The sequence below is a fragment of the Cryobacterium glucosi genome (assembly GCF_004402235.1).
GTDB lineage: Bacteria > Actinomycetota > Actinomycetes > Actinomycetales > Microbacteriaceae > Cryobacterium > Cryobacterium glucosi.
In genome coordinates, this window is sequence record NZ_SOFS01000044.1 from 1 (window position 1) to 19,211 (window position 19,211).

Genomic DNA, 19,211 nt, shown 5'->3' on the forward strand with positions numbered 1-19,211 from the left:
CGCCGAATCCTGGTGGGCAGATCTGTTGGCCATGAGTGGGCAGTTTTCATGGCCATCAGCGGGCATTTTCCGTGGCCGCCAGCGGGCAGTTCTTCATGGCCCTTGACAAGTCCGGGAGGGCTCTTTCCGAGGAGTATGGCCTTCCGTCGCCCAGTACCGTGGCGACCTGGACGGGCATTTATCGGCGTGACGGGGAAGATGGGCTACTCCCGAAGCGGCGAGGCAGACCGCCAACGGATCAAAAGGATTCCCCTCCGAAGTCCGAGATCGAGACGCTGCGCTCGGAGAACGAACGGTTGAGCGCTGAGGTCGCCTATTTGGGAAAATTGCGGGCCTTGAGGTCACCGGAACGACGCTGAAAGTTCGAGCTGTCGATGATCTCAAGGCGCACTACCCGTTACCTCTTTTGCTGCAGCTCGCGGACCTTCCCAGGTCAACGTTCTACGACCACCGGCACCGGCTCAGCCGCAGCGACACCCGGGCCGGCATCAAGGAAGCTATCCGTGGCGCATTCGAGGCGGCGAAGAGTGCCTACGGGCACCGGCGCATCCTTGCCGTTCTGCTCCGACAGGGGTGGACGGTGTCTAAAAAGACGGTGCTCAAACTCATGCGCGAGCTCGGGCTGGAATGCCCAGTGCGCAGACGCAAACGGTACAACTCATTCCGAGGAGAAGTCGGGGAGGCGGCCGACAACGTATTGAACCGGCAGTTCGCCACAGAGTCTAGGCACACGAAGTGGGTCACGGACGTGACCGAGTTCAACATCGGCGCCTCGAAGGTCTACCTCTCACCCGTCCTGGATCTCTATGACAACCGGGTCATCTCTGCAACGGCAGGGCCCTCTCCGAGCGTGAAAATGGTCACCGACAGTCTCCGCATAGCAATCGACACACTCACCCCCGCCGAGAAGCCTCTCGTCCACTCCGACCAGGGATTCCAGTACCGCCACACCCTCTGGCGGGACACGTTGCGGGGCGCCGGGCTCACTCAGTCGATGTCTCGCAAGGGCACGTGTCTGGACAACGCCGTCATGGAGGGGTTCTTCAGCCACCTCAAGGAGGAATGGTTCCGCATCCAGAAACCGGGAACCGTCGACGAGTTCCACACGGGGCTGAACGACTACCTGCGATGGTGGAACACCACCCGAATCCAACAGCGGCTCGGCTACCTCAGCCCCGACGAATACCGCGCCCAAACAACCGCCACCACATAAAGTTGCATTACCGAGTCCAACTTTCGGGGACCACTCCACTGCTACGCCAGTACTTCCCGAAAGGCACCGACCTCTCGAGGTGGAGCGGTCAAGTCCCCGGTGGTGGTGTAGCGGTGTTTCCTTCGGCTTGAGGGTTTAAGCGCTGAGTTGGAGGACTGTTTCCGTGGCCCCGCTTTCGGTGTTGGAGACGAGTGTGAGGCGGCTTTTGGCGAGGATGTCCAGGCCGAGGTAGCGGCGGCCTTCGGCCCATTCATCGGTCTGCTCGGCGAGGACCGCGCCGACGAGGCGGATGATCGCGTCGCGATTGGGGAAGATGCCGACGCTGTCGGTACGGCGACGGATTTCACGGTTGAGGCGTTCGTTGGGGTTATTGGACCAGATCTGCTGCCAGAGCCCTTCCGGGAACGACGCGAAGGCGAGGATGTCGGCTCGGGCGTTGTCGAGGTGCTCGAACGCGTCGGGGAGTTTGTCTTCGACGTAGTCCAAGAGCCGGTCGAATTGGGCGTTCACACTGTCGGCATCGGGTTGGTCGTACACCGAGTGCAACATCGCTTTCACCGCCGGCCACATACTCTTCGGGCACACGCTCATCAGGTTCGCGGCGTAATGGGTGCGGCAGCGTTGCCAGGACGCACCGGGCAGGTTCGCCGCGATCGCCTCGACCAGGCCTTGGTGCGCGTCGGAGGTCACGAGCCGCACGCCAGTCAGGCCGCGGGCTGTGAGGTCGGCGAAGAAGCTGTTCCACGCTGCCCCGGTTTCGCTGGTTGCGACTTTGAGGCCGAGGACTTCGCGGCGTCCGTCGGCGTTGACGCCGGTCGCGACGAGAACGACAGCGTTGATCACCCGGCCACCCTCACGGACTTTCATGGTCAGCGCGTCGGCGGCGACGAAAGTGAACGGGCCCGCGTCGCCGAGGGGCCGGTGCCGGAACTGGTTCACGTGTTCGTCGAGCTCGGCCGCCATCCGAAATACCTGCGATTTCGACAGTGAGTGGATCCCGAGAGTTTTGACGAGTTTGTCCATCCGGCGCGTGGATACGCCGGCGAGGTAGCAGTCCGCGATCACTGTGATCATCGCAGCCTCCGCGCGTTTGCGCCTTTCGAGGAGCCATTCCGGGAAATACGTGCCCTGGCGCAGCTTCGGAACGGCGACGTCGATCGTGCCGACCCTGGTGTCGAGGTCGCGGTGTCGGTACCCGTTGCGTTGAGCGACCCGGTCGGGGCTGGGCTTGCCCCACTCCGCGCCGACAACCGCGTCAGCGTCGGCGGAGAGGAGGGCGTTGATCATGGTTTGCAGCAGGCTGCGCATCAGATCCGGAGACGCATCGCCCAGAGCTTCGCGGAGCAGGCCAGCAGGGTCGACAATATGTGGAGCGGTCATCGTGTTGATGCCTTTCGAGTGGGATGTAGGAGTTTCCTCGAAGGAACACCACGGTGACCGCGCCCACGTCCAAGGCGAGGCCAGCCACCGGGCTACACCACCTTAAGGGGCACTACTGGTGGAGCGCGGATGACCTCGAAGCCGTCGCTCTCGCCCTAAACAACCGACCCCGCAAAGTGCTCGGCTGGAAGACTCCGGCCGAAGTGTTCAGCCAACAACTACAGTTACTCAAACAGCCCGGTGTTGCAACGACCGGTTGAACTCGCCCTGTGATCGGGCGGGAGGCTTGCGGTCGACATCGATCACAGATCCTGAACCCGCGGCGCCATCGGCTATTTGGCTCCCGTGATGACCTCGCGGTGCGGATCGGCGCGGGTGATGCGGGCGCAGTGCACGTCATCGCCCAGGATTCCTCCGCCGAGCGAGGACGTATGGAGTGATGACCGTGTGGGCTCCGAGCAAGGGAATCTCAACTGATTTGACGTGCAATGTTGTTGCGGACTTCTATGGAAACGCGAGCAGGACAACGAAGAAGACAGTTCCAGCGACGATGCAGTAAATCGCGAAAGGAGTGAGTGTCCTGGTCTCGAAGAAGCGCAGCAGGAACTTCGTGGCTAACCATGCGGCAACGGCCGAGCAGAGTGCACCGACGAGGAACGCACCGCTCTGATCGGCCATCTGTGGGCTGAACAGTCCCGGGAGTTTCAGTGCAGCCGCGGCGCCGATGATGGGTGTGGCTAGTAGGAAACTGAATCGGGCAGCGGTTTCGTGGTTGAGTCCGGAGAGGAGCCCACCGACCATGGTTGATCCTGATCGGGATATTCCCGGTAGCAGGGCGGCCGTCTGCGCGACGCCGATTCCGAACGCCTGTTTCCAGGTGAGCTTGGCGATCGTGGTGTCGGACCTCTCGGTCTCAGACATTTGCGTGTTGGCCGAGCCCGCGGGGATGGGGCGTCCGCTCGCAACAGCATCAACGCTCACCCGTCCGGTCTGAGCCCGGTTCGGATGACGTCGGAGGCGTTCTGCGGTCAGAAGAATGAGGCCGTTGAACACAAGGAATGCAGCAGCGATCAGTGGGGATGCGAAAAGGGACCGGAGGGGCTTCTCCAAGAGCAAGCCCACGATCCCGGCGGGGATTGTGGCGGCGACGAGTAGCCAGGCGAGTTTCGCGTAGATGTCGTCGGGGCCGATTTTACGATCCCGGATGGAACGTCCGAACCCGCGGAAAACCCGGATCCAGTCCTTTATGAAGAAGAGGAAGAGAACGATAGCGGTAGCCAGATGGGTGGCAACGAGAAGCCCGAGGAACGCGGGGCTGCTTTGGTCGATGTTCCAGCCGAAGAGTGTGGGCAGGATGACACTGTGGCCAAGGCTGGAAATGGGGAACAATTCCGTGATCCCTTGGAGGAATCCTAGAATCGCCGCTTGAATCAAAGTGATCATATGAACAGGCTAGAGGTTCCGGTCACCTGCGCCGACGTGCGCCGGTAATGATGACGTGAAGGGTTCCTCAGCGTGAACGAAATCGAACGACTGGGACGGTCTGGCCAGGCAGCTCCCGATCTGGTCGGTACCCGGGCCACATAGATTCTCTACGTCGGGGGATCTAGCATCGTTGGCGGGACATCCGTCGCAAGGGCTCGTTTTCGGTTCTCTTGACTGAGGTCGGTGAGGGCCTCCAATTCGTCGTCCGACGCACCGTCCAACGCGATGATGCGGTCGTCGGCAGTTGGCTGGGCGCGTAGTAGATCGTCGAGCTTGCGCTGGGTTACCGCTTGTTGCCGTGCTTGCGTGTGTTGGATTGCGAAGACCATCACGACTGTCACAGATGAACTCGCAACATAAAGGACGTTCTCCCACCATGGAGGAAATTCCGCCGCCACGCCGACCGCGACCCACTCTACGATCGCACTTCCGGCAACCAATCCGCTGCGGCGTGTTCGCTCACTGTGCCGATAGTGTGCAAGACACGGCTACTCCACCGTTTGTCGGGCACGCTCGTCCAGTCGTTCCTTAGCATTTCGCGAGATTGATCCAGCCGTTTTTGGTGGTCCGAGTTGATCGAGTCGTTACTAGTAGACGCGTTCTCCACGCTCGAGAGACTAGGCGTTGTTCTCGTCAAAACAACTGTTCGCGTAAACGCGGCGCACAAACCCGGTGGAGCGGAGGCACTGTTTCGGCTGGTCGAAAGTGTTAGGCAATCGTGCTTGTTTGATCCGGCGACGGTCCTGCCCGGCAATTCGCTAAATCGTGGCCGTGACCCGTTTCGGTGGACGGCTCATCGAGGTCACAACGGCGAAGGATTTCACAGCGTCGACACCGTGGGTGGACCAAGAATCGATTCCGTGCCGTGTCCACTTCAATCAGCGTGCAGTGTTGCGACGAGAGCGCGCGGGACGAGTTATAGGTGCTCGGCGTTCGGCTTTCCGGTTAGGGGCGTAGGCGACGGCGACGGCTCGCTGTGTGCGAAGGAGAGCACGATTCCGATTGCTATGAGGGTGGTGAGGAGGGCGGTGCCTCCAGCAGAAATCAGGGGGAGTGGCACGCCGAGGACAGGGATGAATCCGAGGACGACGCCCATGTTGACGAGTGCTTGACCGATGATCCAGACCATGACGGCCGCAGTACTGACTTTGGCTTGAGGGCTGGTGGTGGCGTTCATGATGCGGAGGAAGGCGATGGCCAGCAGGACGAAAAGGGCGAGCACCACGACTGCGCCGATGAGACCGAGTTCCTCCCCGATGATCGCGAAGATGTAGTCGTTGTCCGCGGCTGGAAGCCAAGACCATTTCGCTTTGGAGTTCCCGAGTCCAACGCCGAAGATACCGCCCGACGCGAGGGCCCACGTGCCGTGCAAGGGTTGCCAGCATGCGGCGGAAATCGTGCCGGTTGAGCCGTCGCAGCCAGTGCCGAAGAAGCTCAGTATCCGGGCCATCCTGTTTCCGCTGGCCATCGCCGCAGCCAGGGCTCCCAGGGCGCCGATGCCCAAGGGGATGGCGAGCATGCGTAGTTTTACGCCGGCGAAGAAGAGGGAGCCGAAAAGGATACTGGCGAGGATTACTGTTGTCCCAAGATCGCCGCGGATCATGACGAGCATGACGGCAGTGCCGCCGATGCCAAAAACGGGCACGAGGACGTGGCGCCAGTCGTCGAGGTGATCTTTCTTCTGTGCCAGAAGCATGCCTAGCCAAATGACGAGGGCGACTTTGATGGCTTCAGATGGCTGAAATTGGAAACTGCCAATGGACAGCCAGTTGGTGTTCCCGGCCACGGTCACACCCAGCGGGGTGAAGACGAGCAACTGAACGAGGCAAGTAGCGATGAGCGCCGGCCAAGCGATACGTTCCCAGAACTTCAACGGCATCCGGCTCAGCACGAGCATCAATGGGACGCCGACCAGGGCGATGGCACCTTGATGAAGCACAACGCCGAAGAAACCCTCGTGAGCAACAAAGGAATCGACTGATGACGAAGACAGGACCATGATCAAGCCCAAGATGACCAAGAACAGCGTCGTTCCCAGGAGCAAAAAATAGTTCGGGGATTCTGAGCGGATCAAACGACCCACGCTAATGCGCGTTGACTGTGACGGTCTATTTGACGGAACCCTGTGGTCGGTCTTTGAACGTGGCGCACGGGTCGGGTTGCGCGGACTCGTCACGAACCAAGCCCCTTCTCAGGAGACGCCGCGGAGGTGGAATTTATTGTAGATTGACCACAATTGCTCGGTACTTCACATACGGTCATCTGCGGGGAGTGTCCTGCCGGGTGTGGGATCGGATCAGAGTGCGCGGCAATGGGCTGGGGCGCCACCACGACACTACTGAGGGAATCCCGAACCGCTAGTTCATCACACACGTGTCGCGTCGGGTCACATATCTCTCCCAGATTGTGCCTGCTCGGAAATCGTTGCTGGAAAAGCCTCGTCGACGTTGAGCGCTACCAACAAGGGGCCGAGGAGGTGCGCAGGCTGCCTGTATCGCCGGCTTGGACAAGACAGTTCACGGCGTTGGCGGTCGTTTCTTTCGATTCGTCGACTTGACAATGCACTGCAGAGCGGAATGAACAAGCTACTCGCAGCGAGGCGAAAGTCTTTCGTGGTGCTGCCCCTCGCGATTGCCCACGCGCGGCGATTCCCATCTTTTGGAGTAGGGATTCTCCCTGGAAGCGTTTCGTTTCCGCACTGGGTGCCACCTGAGTGGCGCTCGCAAATGAATCCAGGATGATGTTCGCGCCGGGTGCCAGGGTTCATAGCTCTTGCATATGAGCAGTTCTGAGAACTGTCAGATGTCGGTCGTAGCCTCGGCACTATCGAACGAGAGGAATCAAGATGATCACGGGACGATTGGAAACGCGCACGAGTGAAGATCTCAACGTCAAAGCGCTCTCAGGCTGCGAGTGGCGCGTCACGGATCGGCGCATCGCACGCGACAATGCGCTTTCACTGGTCGGGTTCATTTCGAAAGCCGAGGGTAGCTACGAGGTGATGGAGTTTGTGGATCCGGTCGAGCATTTTGTCTTCCCGAATTGGGACGATGCGGTTGCGCATTTTGTGACGGCCGTGCTCGACGATCACAACAGTGAGTTGAGTTGAACGGCATCAACGGTCTTGTTCGCGGGGATCAGGCCTGTGACCGGCCCCGACCGATCCCTGTCTTCTGCGTCGATTAGGCAGATGCTGCACCGTCGGAGGAGTGAAATACCATTGCCTGGGAGTTGCGCTGCGGTCATGTGTCTTCAGTGAGATATTGACCGCTGGCGCCCGCCACGCGTGCTTTGGAATAGGCCATCGGCTACCGGAGCACAATGGCGCCCTCAGAGCGCGCCGGGCCACGGCGTAAGAGCGTCATCCTTTTCCCAAGCGCGGTACTTGTAACGGAGCTCCAGAATCTGACTCGAATCGGCGCGGCTGCGCTGCGAAGAACATGCTTCGATGGTGGTGAAGAGAAACTCGTTGCGTTGCCGGGCCCGGCTCCGGCCTCGTACAAACGGACGGGCGATTTTCGGTTGCTTCAGGTATCGTCTGAGGACTCTTTCGCAGTCGGTGCGAGGTCGTGTCGGGGCACCGCGCGGTAGCTGGTTCCGTCTGGTCGGCTGTTGTGGCTTTCACCCAGCCACGTCCCGGGCAGAACGCCCCCGTCCTCCGTGCGGGGGTCCACGATGACGGCGGGGAGCTGGCCGTACTGGTTGATGTCGACACAAACTCGCGTTTGTGTCCCGTCGAACAGATGCAGGTTGACGGCCATTGATGGCAGTTGTGGACTCCTTGCTGAACACGCAGTGAAACAACGCTAACCCTGGTCCGGCGATGAGCGTCATTCCCCGTTTGGTGAGCGTGGCGGGCTTCCTGTGAGATTGCGCTGGTCCGGGAGTACTTTCACAGGATTCTCCGGTCGCTGCTGGCATACAGTTCTGTCGAATCAATTGTTGGTGGATGTTCCGGTTGGTTCGGCCGGCGGAAGAGGGTTACCGTGACGCACGCTGGGCCCTTGCGTGGGCGTGTCAGGAATGCCGGTCAGCCGATTCGGCATGGACGGTTGGCGCCTCGGGGGCCGTGGCGGACGGTCGCGAAGACCTTGGGAATCACCCTCGGTGTGCTCCTGGTTAGTGGGAGCTCCCTTGCGGCGATTGCCGCGTGGGATGTTGCCAGTAGTGTCAAGCCCGGTGTTCATTTGGCCCACCTTGATCAGTCGCCCGGCGACACGGCGGCTCCTGCCCCGGCCGCGGACGTGAGCGCGATCGCCGGCGGGGTAAACCTGTTATTGACGGGCACGGATACGCGTACCGGCCAGGGCGGGGCCTATGGGACGGCCGCAGAGCTCGCGGGTAGTTCTGGCGCGGGTAATAACGACGTGACCATGCTGCTGCACATTGCGCAGAATCATCAGAGCGTCAGTGTGATCAGTTTTCCCCGGGACCTGATGCTTGCCGTTCCCGCGTGTCCGCAGGCCGATGGCGGGACCGCGTCGCCTTCCAGCCGGGTGATGCTGAATACGACCCTGTCTCGCGGTGGCCTTTCGTGCGTTGTGTTGACGATCGAGAAGCTCACTGGCGTCCAGGTTCCCTACGCCGCGGAGATTAGCTTTGACGGGGTGACTGCCATGTCGAACGCTGTTGGCGGGGTCACCGTCTGCTTGGCCTCGGCGGTCAATGATCTGTACACGACGCCTCCGTTGCATTTGGCGGCGGGACAGCAAACCCTCGTCGGCGCCGACGCGCTCTCGTTCTTGCGCAGCAGGCACGGTATCGGTGATGGTAGTGACCTGGGGCGGATTAGTAACCAGCAACTCTTCATGGCTGCTCTGGCTCGGAAGGTCCAAAGTGGCGGCGTCCTGGGGAACCCGATCGCGTTGTTCTCCCTGGCCAAAGCGGCAACGGGCAACATGGTTCTCTCGGATACGCTGACGAATCCGACGACCTTGGTCCAGATCGCTCTCGCTATCAAGGACACAGGGCTGGCGAACATGGTTTTCGTGCAGTACCCCACCGTCACTGACCCGGCCGAGCCAGGACGGGTGATCGCCCAGTCCAGTGCTGCCACAGTCTTGAACACAGCTTTGGTCGCGGATGCACCATTGCAGCTCTCTGGGGCCCCAGGCCGGGCGGCCGTGCTCCCGAGTAGCGCTCCGGTGGCCCCTGTTCCCACGCCAGCCGCGACTGCAAAACCTAGTTCCACATCCACTCCGGCTTCAACGCCGACGGCGACCCCCGGGGCCAATGCCGTGCTCCCGTCCAGCGTCACTGGGCAGACCGCTGATCAGCAAACCTGTACGAAGGGCAACTAGATCCACCGCCAAGAGAACCGTGCAACTCCCATCTCGAACCGCACCGACTAGGCCGCCACGACTGGTGCACCGTGCGTCGTTTGCCAAGTGCTCGCGGCTCGCCAGGTATGGCGCACAGGGAGGCTGGTAGCTCTCGTTGGGTCGCCCGCTTCCTGGTCGATTTTCCTTCGGTCAGGGGGGGGATTGTGTGATACTGGCCGCCGAACAAACGTGAGGGGCATCATTTGAACGACGCACACTTCAATGCGGACGAGAACGAGTTGCGTGGCCTGAGACGGCCGCCCGGGGATTGGACGAACACTCCGGGCCGTAAGTCCGGGTTTTGGATAACGCTTGCCAGCATCTTGTTCGCAGTTGTGTTCCCGTTTGCCGCTTCATCGCCACGGTAGTGGGGCTCGGGCTCTCGGTCCGGGCATATCGTTTGATCCCGGTAGGTGCTCCTGGTCGCGGTTTGACAGTGGCAACGATAGTGTTGGCAATAGCAACGATTATCGCGGTGGCGATGAGGGAACTGGGTTCAACACCATTCCTCACCTAGTCGCACGGAAACCTGAGCGAGGACAGCGAACTGTGCGTCGGCACCTCGAAAAGTCGTTTCACCCGTGACGGCGTCGACGTGATTGGGGATCGCTTACACTCTCGACTGTGACTGAAACGACAACGCCCAGGGTGAGGCACGAGCACCGCTGGCCGGTCCTGGCCGCAATCATCCTGAGCCTGGTTCTGTATCTGCTGATTCCCGAGAAGGTGCAGATTCTGCCACGGTGGGTGATTCCGTTGTTGGGTTTGCTTCTGCTGATCCCGTTGACGATCTTCAACCCACGCCGACTATCGCGGGAGACCACATGGTCCCGGTGGTTATCCATTGGGCTCGCCTCATTGCTGACCCTGGCCAATCAAGTCACCGTTGTCTTCACGGTCCGACAGCTTCTCTATGGGGGAGTGAACGGTCCGGATGTCCTCCTCACTGCGCTGCAGGTCTGGGTTACGAACGTAATTGCATTCTCGTTGGTGTACTGGGAGCTGGACCGGTCAGGTCCAGTTGCGCGTCGCGACGCAGCCCAGTGGTCGACGGCGACTGTGGACTTCCGTTTCCCACAACATGACGGGGCGCCAGGGGGCGAGAACTGGCGGCCAAGCTACTTGGACTACGCCTACATCTCGTTGACGAACATGATGGCGTTCAGCCCCACGGACGTTATGCCACTCACGCACCGAGCGAAAATGCTGATGGCGTATCAGGCACTGACCGGCTTCATTCTGCTCGCCCTGGTCATCTCCCGCGCCGTGAACATCCTCAACTGACCGGGAAGCCACTAACGCGAGCAAGTTAGGCTAGACACGCACCGCGAAATCGAACGAGTTCCGGAGACCATCCAGGGGTTTCTGACGGGTCTCGCAAACGCAGCATCGCGATACCGGAGTGCCCCATCCACTGTTTCAAGGCCTGGGGACGATCGAGCGGGTGAAGTTTGGGGCGTTTGAATTAGTGTCGTTGTCCGCGGACGGGGCTTGGTGAGGACCAGTGATGCCAGCGGCATGATCCGAGAAGGTTCTGTCGCGTTGCCCACCCGAGGATTTGGGACTAGTGCTTAGTGCCAACCCCAACAGGGTACCAACGCTTGCGAAATTTGAACTCTCGACGAAGCGGTCGTAAGGCCAAATAGGTAGTTGCCCTCAGAGCCGGACATGCTACGTCGGGTCGGAGTGATGGGATCCGCCTCTCGGGTGTCCACTGATCAGGGCTTGCCGGTAGCGTTGTGCGTGCCTATGGCTCTTGCGATGGTTCCTGAAATCCGAGGCGTGGGGCGAGAACGTCGAACGCTTTCGTGAGTCCTCCGAGGAGCGCTTCGACGGTGTGGCCTTCGCCGGGAACTTCGTAGTAGCTGGTCACCATGCCGGCATCCAAGGCCGCGGCACTCAACGCCTTCTGGGGTGGACCGATCACGGAGTCATCCGCCCCGACGGTGAACACGGCCTCGGTATCGGGGTAGTGCGTGGACGACATCACGGTCGCTGGTTTTGTCGCGTCGTAGGCGGCTTGGTCTCCGCCGAAGACGTCGGCGAGAACCGTGGGCTCAGATTCTGTGCCTGCGAAGGTCGTCCCGGACGCGCTGATCACGTTTCCCCAGACGTCCGGGAACTTGGTAGCAAGGGAAATGGCGCATTGGCCACCGTTTGAGAACCCCGCAATTGTCCAGTCGACGCGATTAGTTTCAATGTGCAGGTTCGCGCGTGCCCAGTTGACGACATCCTGCTCAATGTAGGTCTGCACATTCCCGTGCGTCGGAGTGTCCAGGCAGAGTGAATCGACACTCGGATCACCGAGTTGGTCCGCAACGACAACGATCGGCGCCTGACCGTCATGGGTGAGGGCGAATGTGTCGAGGACTGAAGCGATGTAGGACGCGTCCGGGTTCCCGGGTTGGCCCATCATCATGAGCACGAAGGGGAGTGCCGGAACGTCGGTGGCCACGGCGGCCGGAGGGAGGTATACCTCGGCATCCCTGGCGGTGAAATTGGATGCGGTTGCCGGAATATGCACCGTCTCAATAGTGCCCGTGATGGCGAGGGCCGACGCCGGCCGGGGCGTGTCCGATGGGGACTGAGAGGTCTGACTGGCAGCGGAAGCCGGGTGGACGACAAGGAACCCGCCTGCGGCTCCCAGGACGAGGAGAGTGACACCCGCGATGAGGGTCTTGCTGCGCCCTGAATTCATTCTCACAGGTTGTGTCTCGGTTCTATCAGTTGACTACGGAACGCCCAGGCATCGACCGCTGGTCGATTCCAGTCGGAGGGCGATCGAGTCGGGGCCGAACGAGAATGCAGGGCTTCCGATGCGGGCGCTGCATCCGTAGAACGCGGAAGGGCAAGTTATTGTGAACCGGCAGCGCGACGGCAGAAGTGGCCGGCGCGCTGCCGGGCCGGTGCTATTTGAGTGCGGAGCGGATGGTCTTGGCGTCGGTCCGTGCCTGTTTGAGTGCTGCGCGCGCGGTGGTCGCAGATGCCTTGAAGGGTTTCATCACGTCGTGGTTACCATCGTACTGTTCGGGTGTGGCGGCGAGTGAACCGGCGGCCAGTCCGGCCACAGCGCTGCCGGCGTTACCGATCTGGGCAGTCGTGTCTGTCAGGCTGGCCTGCAACGCCGCGGTGGACTTAGAGGAGTCCTTTCCTGATAGCAGGCCCGAGAGCCGGGTCTGTTCGGCGGTGAGCTGCGCTGCCGTCTTCGAGGTGACAGTGTTTGCAAGTGCCGTGTACGCGGCTTGGGGAATTGAGACCGAGTAGACACGGTAGGTAGTGAAAATGGTGGCGTAGTCGATTTTGGCCTGTGCCAGGTCGGTGTCAGCAGCGATTTTCGTCGCAAGGGTGTTCATGCCGGCGAGGTCGTTATTGAGGTTCTCCAGAAGAGCAGACTTGTTGGAGGCGGTCAGGAAGGCGTTGGCGGTGACTTTTGTGATCGCGGTGTTCAAAGAGGTGATTCGTTTCGCGGTCGCGGTCGCGGCTGATTCCTGCACGTTGGTGAGCGTGCGTAGCGTTTTCGTGGGACCGGCTGTGGAGGTAGGCGCCGGTGCGGGTGTCGCATCGGCGAATGCGGGTGCGCTGCCAAGGGCAGCGAATGCGGTGATGGCAACGACACCAAGGATGCTGGATCGCGTAATAGTTCGATTCACGGAAAGGACTCCCAATTCGGTCATGGATGTCGAAGAGAATCCGACGTGGTCCACACTGCCCGCTTCCTGTTCGAGAAGTGTGAGATCAATGTTCGGGTTCGGTAAGGCCGGCACATCGGGTCAGCCAGATCGGGCTCGGGAAGATCGACACCACCCTCGTCGCACACGTAGCGGAACAGGTCATGGCCAACCTCGAGACTGCCACCAAATAGGTCCAAAACCGGTCTCGCGACAGCCACGCCGGCATGGCACTGGCCAGAGGTGTGTCGTTGTCATTGGAATGATTTTCCGGCTTGTCCCCGCTTCAAGCGATAGGACCCTGTTTCAACCGGAGGTTTTGGTCGCGCAACGGCTATGTGTGTACTTCTGTGTGTACCTAGGAGATTTCGGGATTCTTATATCCCGATCAAAAGCATTTTTGTGCCTAAAGTAATGTCGCTTTCGATTGTGTCCTAAGGAAACGGTTGGGGGTTCGAATCCCTCCAGGGGCACACTTTTCCTCACCAGATCACGCCTAATTGGCATTTTCGGTCAGTTCTGTAGCCGATATCCGCCGCTTCTCTCTGCTTCCTTGTCTGTACCAAATAGGGAATGGTTTGACCGAGTCGGCAAGCCTATGCCGCGGTGAGACTCCGGACTTTTGGACACTACCGGCTTCAATGATCAAAGGGCGAGATGAGCGGGCCGCTTGACGTTATTCAAGTTCCGGGCGGGCAACCAAAAACGAATCTGTCGTAGAGGAACGATTACCACTTGTAGGACGGCAGCAGGTAAGAGGCGAGAGCCCAGTGTCGGTGGCCACTGATCAGATCTTCGCGGTGTGAAGTCTCGTTCTCAATCTGACAGTTCTGTCCCCTGACCTTGCTGACAGTTCTGTCTCAGGACCTGCCTGACACTCCGAATGGAGGTCCTCGCTCGAGGGCCTCCATTCGGCACCGGGCTGCGGATCCTCCACGATCAGGTCATGGCACATGACCCAGCTCGAACCGACCTCCGCCTCATCATCGCGTCGTGGCCCGAGGACGCCCCACGAGGGGCCGTAACGCGGTTCTGCCGAGAACACAACGTGTCCCGGGAATGGTTCTATGCGACCCGCAAACACGTCACCGAGGCCGGACTCCCGCACGCGTTAGTCGCTCGCTCGAGCCGGCCGAAGACCTCGCCGGCGAAGGTCTCCGAACTCGTCGAACGCCTGGCTCTCGAGGCCCGCGCCCGGCTCGGCGGCGCAGGCTGGGACAACGGTCCCCTCTCGGTCAAGTACGAGCTCGAGAAGTTGGGAATCGAGTCTCCGTCGCGGTCGACGCTGGCCCGGATCTTCACCCGGAACGCAGTCGTAACTCCGCAACCCAAGAAGCGTCCCAAGAGTAGCTACATCCGATTTGAATACGCCGCTCCGAACGAAATGTGGCAGCTCGACGCCACCGACTACACCCTCCGTGGCGGCGCCGTCGTGGCGATCTTCCAACTCAACGACGACCACTCGCGCTTCCAGATCGCCTCGCTCGCTGCGCGCTCTGAGAACGCCGAAGACGCCGTGAAGGTCGTCACGATCGGCATGAACCGCCACGGCACCCCACAACGCCTCCTGACCGACAACGGGACCGCGCTGAACCCCAGCCGGCGCGGCTGGACCGGAGACCTGACCGCCCTGATGCTCAGCCGGGGCGTCCAACCCATCGCCTCATCCGTCGGCCACCCCCAAACTCAAGGCAAGAACGAACGCGGCCATTCCACTCTCGCCCGCTGGCTGGCCGCCCGTCCCGCTGCGAACGACCTGGCCGAGCTGCAAACCCAACTCGACACATTCGACAAGCTCTACAACGAGGAACGCCCGCACCAGTCCCTTCAGATGCAGACACCCCACCAGCGCTACTACGCCACGCCCAAAGCACCCGAACCGACCCCGCCGCTCGCGCCCGCGCCCCTGCCGTCGAAGCCCCGGCAGCACGCACGCAAGACCACACCAAACGGTGTCCTGACCGTCGCCCACATGCGCATTCAAATGGGTCGCGATCAAGCCAACCGCACCTTCAACATCGTCATCGAAACCAACACCGTCCACATCTTCGACGCCGAGGGAACCCACATCATCACTCACCCGATAGGCCCCAAAGGCAGCTACGTCGGCAACGGCAAACCCCGCGGCTTCCTCGCCAACCAGCCCAAGAAACCCCAAGCTCCCGACGAGCCCGCAACATCCTGACCCGAGTGTCAGGGACGTCCCGAGACATGAAGTGTCAGGGACGTCCCGAGACAGCACAGCTTGGTTCTGGGTGCTCTGATGGAGCCAAGGTGGGTGTGCACAAGGCAGTGCACGAGAGTTACCGGCGCAGGCGTTTCTACATCTGTTGTGTTGATACGGCATACCCAGCCGAGTCATAGAGCGCCACTGCGGGGCGGTTGTGTCCGAAAACGTTCAGCTCCAGCGAGTGCACGCCAGCATCCATCACAGCATCCTCGACGGCTTCGAGTAGAGCACGCCCCAGGCCCCTGCCACGTCGCTGCTCGGCGACCTCAATGTCATACAGGAACGCCATGTCCGGAGCTCCACGCGGATGATCCAGGCCGATCCACGCACGGCCAACTGGCTCTCCGTCGGCGCTGAATCCGCGAAGAATCAACATCCTCGGAGTACTGAGTCCCTGGGGAAGGAGTTCAGAATTGGATTCGAGCGCACGACGAACGGATCCGTCGGCCGCCCAGCGCCCGGCGGTAACCTGTTCGGCCGCGAACTCCTCGGCAATCGTCAGCTGCCAGCTGTCGAACTCAGTCTCCGTCATCGTGCGGACCTTCACCTCATTCATGAGGCAATGATTGCAGTGGAATGACTGGGTGTCATCAGTAGGGGTGACACTTGGCTGAGGCCCGCGCGGTCATCGCCCTTGTGAACTTGGTTTCTCCTTGGCATAGCGGGGGTTTTTGTCAATGACGTAACTCGACCAGGGGACCGTGGCCGCTGAGCCGTGCTTGCTCATGATCTGTTTGCTGTAGCCGAGCATCCTCGACAATGAAGTTGGGTCGATCTCCTCGACGAGGCCGCGGATTGTCCTGTTTCGGACGCCTTGGATGTCGATGCCCATTTTGACTCGCAGCTGCAGCAAGAGTGTGTTGGGAGACCTGGGCCTTCCGGCCCTGGTTCCGGGAAAGAGCCAGTTGGTCCCGGTGTTCACGGTGCCGGCGTTGTCGCGGGTGCGCAGATGCGCGAGAAACAGGGGTATTAGAGCCGCGGGAATTGGCGCGGGGTGCTCGCCAAGTTTGATCGTGATGCCTGTGGGTCGGACGTCGATTTGGTCGAGGGTCATCATGGATAGGCGCCCGATGGGGATGCCGAAGAGGAGGAATATCAAGCCCGCGACCCGAGTGGACTCGTTGACGTTGACAGCCTCCATGAGAGTTTTGATATGTGCCATGCGTTGACGCTGCGTCAGCAGGGGCGTCGTCTGTGCGAGTCGAACGGGGACGTCGACGTCCTTGACGGTCGCTTCCCGACCGAGGTAGCGGACGAAATTCCGGATGTGCTTCCTCGTCGATGGACCGTCCGAAAGGTATTCGTCGATGTGAATCTGTCGTATTGAGGCGCTCGTCTTGCCGTGGAAGTCAAAGAGCCAACTGAGAAATTTCCCGGCCTCGGTGATCTCCTGTTTGGCGGTCCGAACTGCATAGTTCATGTTCTTGGTTTCGGACGATGCCGCTTTGATCCGTCGAAGGTGGTGCCATCTTCCAAAGCGTTCGATAGGGGAGTGGATGTCGGGTGTCGCGTTGAGCTGCTCGAGTCGCTCGTCTAGCCATTGTTCGAACATCGCCAGCTGGCCGTCGTCTTGGGCTGGGAGCATGCGGTTGTGGGTCAGTATGGCTCGCAGGTGCTCAACTGCCGGGTTCTTGGGCAATGCGTCGAAGGCTTCGTGGGATAGGACGATCTCTCGGTCTCCGAGGCGACGTAGCAACTCCGCAGAGACGCCTCCGTTGCTGTGGAGCCAAGTGTGGATGCTCTCTGGGCGCTCGACGGTTGTGAGGACCGAAACCAGCCGTTTCAAGCGCAGATCAGCGGGATCATTTGGTCTGAGAAGCGCGAGGAGCTCGGATTCGACGACGCAAACAATGCATTGGCCACCGCGGAATCGTTCCCGTTCGCGACCACACTTGTCGCAGGTCAAGTTTGTCGTGATCCCCGCGCATCCTGCGCAGATATTGTCGCCCGATTCGAGACGGCCGGGGAGCATCCGATGCTGGCCGCAGAGAGGACACTCTCCAAAGGTGTGCACCGCATTGCTGAAGCAGATCCCGCAAATCCTGCCGTCTGGCCACCGGAGACGGATCTTCCCGGTCTCGCGGCCGCATCGGTCGCAGGTGTAGCCGGCGGTTGTGGTGCGAGGGCGCCCCCGGGGCTTGAAGTCAGTCATCCTCGGGCCGTCGGATCCGAGCCCGGACGGGACGGTAGGCCTCCATCAGTGGTATCTCTGCTTCATCTCCGGCGACTTTGCGTCTCTGCGTTCTGACGTCGGCGCTGGTGTAGGTGACCAGTTCATTCATCTCGACTCCGAATACGTCACAGAGTGCGACCAGGACTTGGAATGCGATGCGATCCGGATTGTGGGCAACTATCCGATTGATCTGAGATTCGGATAGCGTGATTCCTCGATCACGGAGCGGATCTACCAGGTCACGGCTGGTGCGAATTCCGGCCCTGGCCATGAGCTCGCGAACGTGGAACTTGTACTCGATCTGGCGTTTCATCGTGACGCCTTTCCTTGATGTCTTGCCGGCTTGAGCAGTAGCTTGCCCTTGCTCTTGAGAACGTCCTTGGTGAGGACTCGCTCCATCTCTCTGGCGGCGTAGTCCGCAGAGGGGAGTGTGTAGATAGAGGTCGTGGATTCGTTTGCATGCCCGATTTGCAGTGAGATGAACTTCGAGTCGTAGCCGTACACAGTGATCATGTGCGTCGTGTAGGACCGGCGGAGGCCGTGAATGTCGAGCCCTGGCTCGAGGCCGAGAGCGTTGGCAAAGCCGATGAACCGGCTGTACAGATCACCCTGCGCGACGAGACCTCCGGTTGATGTCGGAAAGAGGTGCGTTATTGGCTGGCCGTAGCGGGGGAGTCCGAACTCAACCCATTCAGCGACTGCCTCGGCTGCCCAGTCGACCAGTGTCTGAACCGTTCGCTGCTTTTTAGGGGCACCCTTGTTTGCCTTACCATTTCGAACTCTCAGAAGCCCGTAGTCGCCGAAGTAAGGAGCTTTAATGTTGGGGGAGAAGTCGACAAGGTCGAGCTTTCGCAGTTCGTCGTGGCGCAACCCCCAGCCGTAGCAAGCCTTGAGTGCTGTAACGTCTCGCCACGCGGCGAGTCCTCCTTTGACCCTTGAGCCGATGATTCGGGCAACTTCGTCGTCGGCATAGTCGAAGAACTGTTGCAGCTCTGCGAGGTCAAAAGCACGCTTTTCTGGTGCCATGGTCGCGAACTGCGTATGTCGGGCCTTATTGAGGTCGGTAATGATCTGCGACATGGAAGACCCGAACAAGCGCCCGCAGCTCTCGTTCCAGGGATAGCTCTCACTGGTGGCGTAATCGCAAAATAGCGAGATGTCGCTTTGATAGGCGCGGATCGTTTCCTGAACCAGGCCTCTGACGTTTACGAGGTGAGAGAAGTACTCGTCTGCGTCAGTCGGCATCCATTCCCACGGAAATTTCCCTGTGGCGTCGCAGAAGTCGAGGACGCGATTGATCCGTCGAGTGATTGTCTTCGCAACGAAATTCTTGGTGTACTGCTGCCGCTTCCACCCGGTCAACACTTCCGCGAGAAAAGCGTCCTTGTCAGGCCCACGATCGTGCAAAGGCAGAAAGGAGAGACCTCCCATTTTGTCGGCCATTATGCCGCCCGAACTGTCTGCATGTTTTGCATGCTATCTGCATATTATGCAGATAGCAATAGAAATGTCCCGGTCAGATGCGTTGTTCGCCGCGTCGAAACCGGATGGACAACAACGGTCAGCACCCGGGTGTGAGGGCAGGACCTGGGTAGCAAAATACCTGATCATGAGGCATTCGAGACCGCGAGTGCATGGATACACGATTCTTGGCTATCCGCGTAATCCGCAGATGACTACGTTACAAACTGACATAATATTTGTTATCGGTCATATATATGTGTCATATTGCCGGTGATAT

At 60.3% G+C, this 19,211-nt stretch carries 16 protein-coding genes and 1 pseudogene; 7 read left to right on the forward strand and 10 right to left on the reverse strand.

Going from position 1 to position 19,211, the window contains the following annotated elements; translation table 11 throughout:
* Positions 1–95 precede the first annotated feature (95 nt).
* Together E3O46_RS19085 and E3O46_RS17050 are read left to right on the forward strand one after the other, a co-directional pair.
* Entirely contained in the window at positions 96–359 is a 264-nt protein-coding gene (locus tag E3O46_RS19085; protein ID WP_420897759.1) for a helix-turn-helix domain-containing protein, read from the forward strand.
* The gene (locus tag E3O46_RS17050; RefSeq protein WP_277612985.1) at positions 356–1,213 is read left to right on the forward strand and encodes an IS3 family transposase; all 858 of its coding nucleotides are present in this window, start codon (positions 356–358) and stop codon (positions 1,211–1,213) included. Before E3O46_RS19085 ends, E3O46_RS17050 begins: the two co-directional genes overlap by 4 nt.
* A gap of 135 nt (positions 1,214–1,348) precedes the next feature.
* Here the strand turns inward: E3O46_RS17050 and E3O46_RS17055 are convergent, their stop codons facing one another.
* Positions 1,349–2,593: an IS256 family transposase gene (locus E3O46_RS17055; protein ID WP_134562157.1), complete on the reverse strand. Its 1,245-nt coding sequence runs from the start codon at positions 2,591–2,593 to the stop codon at positions 1,349–1,351.
* A gap of 119 nt (positions 2,594–2,712) precedes the next feature.
* Between E3O46_RS17055 and E3O46_RS18565 the strand changes: the two are divergent.
* Positions 2,713–2,853 (forward strand): annotated as a pseudogene (locus E3O46_RS18565) (IS30 family transposase); the annotation flags it as partial.
* A 244-nt stretch (positions 2,854–3,097) separates the two neighbouring features.
* Here the strand turns inward: E3O46_RS18565 and E3O46_RS17065 are convergent.
* The 3 genes from E3O46_RS17065 to ftsW form a co-directional block, all read right to left on the reverse strand.
* Positions 3,098–4,036: an undecaprenyl-diphosphate phosphatase gene (locus E3O46_RS17065; RefSeq protein ID WP_134562158.1), complete on the reverse strand. Its 939-nt coding sequence runs from the start codon at positions 4,034–4,036 to the stop codon at positions 3,098–3,100.
* A gap of 149 nt (positions 4,037–4,185) precedes the next feature.
* Complete coding sequence (locus E3O46_RS17070; RefSeq protein ID WP_134562159.1) at positions 4,186–4,518, reverse strand: low affinity iron permease family protein; 333 nt, start codon at positions 4,516–4,518, stop codon at positions 4,186–4,188.
* A gap of 476 nt (positions 4,519–4,994) precedes the next feature.
* Positions 4,995–6,161, reverse strand: a complete 1,167-nt coding sequence (gene ftsW, locus E3O46_RS17075) for a putative lipid II flippase FtsW (RefSeq protein WP_241987453.1) — start codon at positions 6,159–6,161, stop codon at positions 4,995–4,997.
* Between the two features lie 762 nt (positions 6,162–6,923).
* Here ftsW and E3O46_RS17080 point away from each other — a divergent pair.
* The 3 genes from E3O46_RS17080 (at position 6,924) to E3O46_RS17090 (ending at position 10,683) form a co-directional block, all read left to right on the forward strand.
* Positions 6,924–7,187 carry a hypothetical protein gene (locus tag E3O46_RS17080; protein ID WP_134446417.1) on the forward strand — a complete coding sequence of 88 codons (264 nt, stop codon included), beginning with the start codon at positions 6,924–6,926 and terminating at the stop codon, positions 7,185–7,187.
* Between the two features lie 1,135 nt (positions 7,188–8,322).
* Positions 8,323–9,378, forward strand: a complete 1,056-nt coding sequence (locus E3O46_RS17085; protein WP_241987454.1) for an LCP family protein — start codon at positions 8,323–8,325, stop codon at positions 9,376–9,378.
* 645 nt (positions 9,379–10,023) lie between these two features.
* Positions 10,024–10,683 carry a DUF1345 domain-containing protein gene (locus tag E3O46_RS17090; protein ID WP_241987455.1) on the forward strand — a complete coding sequence of 220 codons (660 nt, stop codon included), beginning with the start codon at positions 10,024–10,026 and terminating at the stop codon, positions 10,681–10,683.
* A gap of 463 nt (positions 10,684–11,146) precedes the next feature.
* On the opposite strand, the gene E3O46_RS17095 is transcribed toward E3O46_RS17090, so the two are convergent.
* Both E3O46_RS17095 and E3O46_RS17100 read right to left on the reverse strand, forming a co-directional pair.
* Entirely contained in the window at positions 11,147–12,097 is a 951-nt protein-coding gene (locus tag E3O46_RS17095; RefSeq protein ID WP_134558810.1) for an alpha/beta hydrolase, read from the reverse strand.
* 211 nt (positions 12,098–12,308) lie between these two features.
* Complete coding sequence (locus E3O46_RS17100) at positions 12,309–13,073, reverse strand: hypothetical protein (RefSeq protein WP_134562162.1); 765 nt, start codon at positions 13,071–13,073, stop codon at positions 12,309–12,311.
* 1,042 nt (positions 13,074–14,115) lie between these two features.
* On the opposite strand from E3O46_RS17100, the gene E3O46_RS17105 reads away from it, so the two are divergent.
* Positions 14,116–15,252, forward strand: a complete 1,137-nt coding sequence (locus E3O46_RS17105; RefSeq protein ID WP_166787277.1) for an integrase core domain-containing protein — start codon at positions 14,116–14,118, stop codon at positions 15,250–15,252.
* Between the two features lie 136 nt (positions 15,253–15,388).
* On the opposite strand, the gene E3O46_RS17110 is transcribed toward E3O46_RS17105, so the two are convergent.
* The 4 genes from E3O46_RS17110 to E3O46_RS17125 all read right to left on the reverse strand — a co-directional run bounded on the left by E3O46_RS17110 (position 15,389) and on the right by E3O46_RS17125 (position 18,913).
* Positions 15,389–15,853 carry a GNAT family N-acetyltransferase gene (locus tag E3O46_RS17110; protein WP_134446629.1) on the reverse strand — a complete coding sequence of 155 codons (465 nt, stop codon included), beginning with the start codon at positions 15,851–15,853 and terminating at the stop codon, positions 15,389–15,391.
* A 69-nt stretch (positions 15,854–15,922) separates the two neighbouring features.
* Positions 15,923–17,449 carry a hypothetical protein gene (locus E3O46_RS17115; RefSeq protein WP_134449085.1) on the reverse strand — a complete coding sequence of 509 codons (1,527 nt, stop codon included), beginning with the start codon at positions 17,447–17,449 and terminating at the stop codon, positions 15,923–15,925.
* Complete coding sequence (locus E3O46_RS17120) at positions 17,442–17,783, reverse strand: helix-turn-helix domain-containing protein (RefSeq protein WP_134449086.1); 342 nt, start codon at positions 17,781–17,783, stop codon at positions 17,442–17,444. Before E3O46_RS17120 ends, E3O46_RS17115 begins: the two co-directional genes overlap by 8 nt.
* On the reverse strand, positions 17,780–18,913 hold the full coding sequence (locus tag E3O46_RS17125) for a tyrosine-type recombinase/integrase (protein ID WP_134449087.1): 1,134 nt from the start codon (positions 18,911–18,913) through the stop codon (positions 17,780–17,782). The genes E3O46_RS17120 and E3O46_RS17125 overlap by 4 nt, the downstream gene beginning before the upstream one ends.
* Between the last annotated feature and the right edge of the window lie 298 nt (positions 18,914–19,211).

Bases quoted from the DNA above. Each gene is read 5' to 3' on its own strand.
- E3O46_RS19085 (WP_420897759.1), top strand. From the start codon at position 96: ATGGCCCTTGACAAGTCCGGGAGGGCTCTTTCCGAGGAGTATGGCCTT.
- E3O46_RS17055 (WP_134562157.1), bottom strand. From the start codon at position 2,593: ATGACCGCTCCACATATTGTCGACCCTGCTGGCCTGCTCCGCGAAGCT.
- E3O46_RS17065 (WP_134562158.1), bottom strand. From the start codon at position 4,036: ATGATCACTTTGATTCAAGCGGCGATTCTAGGATTCCTCCAAGGGATC.
- E3O46_RS17080 (WP_134446417.1), top strand. From the start codon at position 6,924: ATGATCACGGGACGATTGGAAACGCGCACGAGTGAAGATCTCAACGTC.
- E3O46_RS17095 (WP_134558810.1), bottom strand. From the start codon at position 12,097: ATGAATTCAGGGCGCAGCAAGACCCTCATCGCGGGTGTCACTCTCCTC.
- E3O46_RS17100 (WP_134562162.1), bottom strand. From the start codon at position 13,073: ATGACCGAATTGGGAGTCCTTTCCGTGAATCGAACTATTACGCGATCC.
- E3O46_RS17110 (WP_134446629.1), bottom strand. From the start codon at position 15,853: ATGAATGAGGTGAAGGTCCGCACGATGACGGAGACTGAGTTCGACAGC.
- E3O46_RS17115 (WP_134449085.1), bottom strand. From the start codon at position 17,449: ATGACTGACTTCAAGCCCCGGGGGCGCCCTCGCACCACAACCGCCGGC.
- E3O46_RS17120 (WP_134449086.1), bottom strand. From the start codon at position 17,783: ATGAAACGCCAGATCGAGTACAAGTTCCACGTTCGCGAGCTCATGGCC.
- E3O46_RS17125 (WP_134449087.1), bottom strand. From the start codon at position 18,913: ATGGCCGACAAAATGGGAGGTCTCTCCTTTCTGCCTTTGCACGATCGT.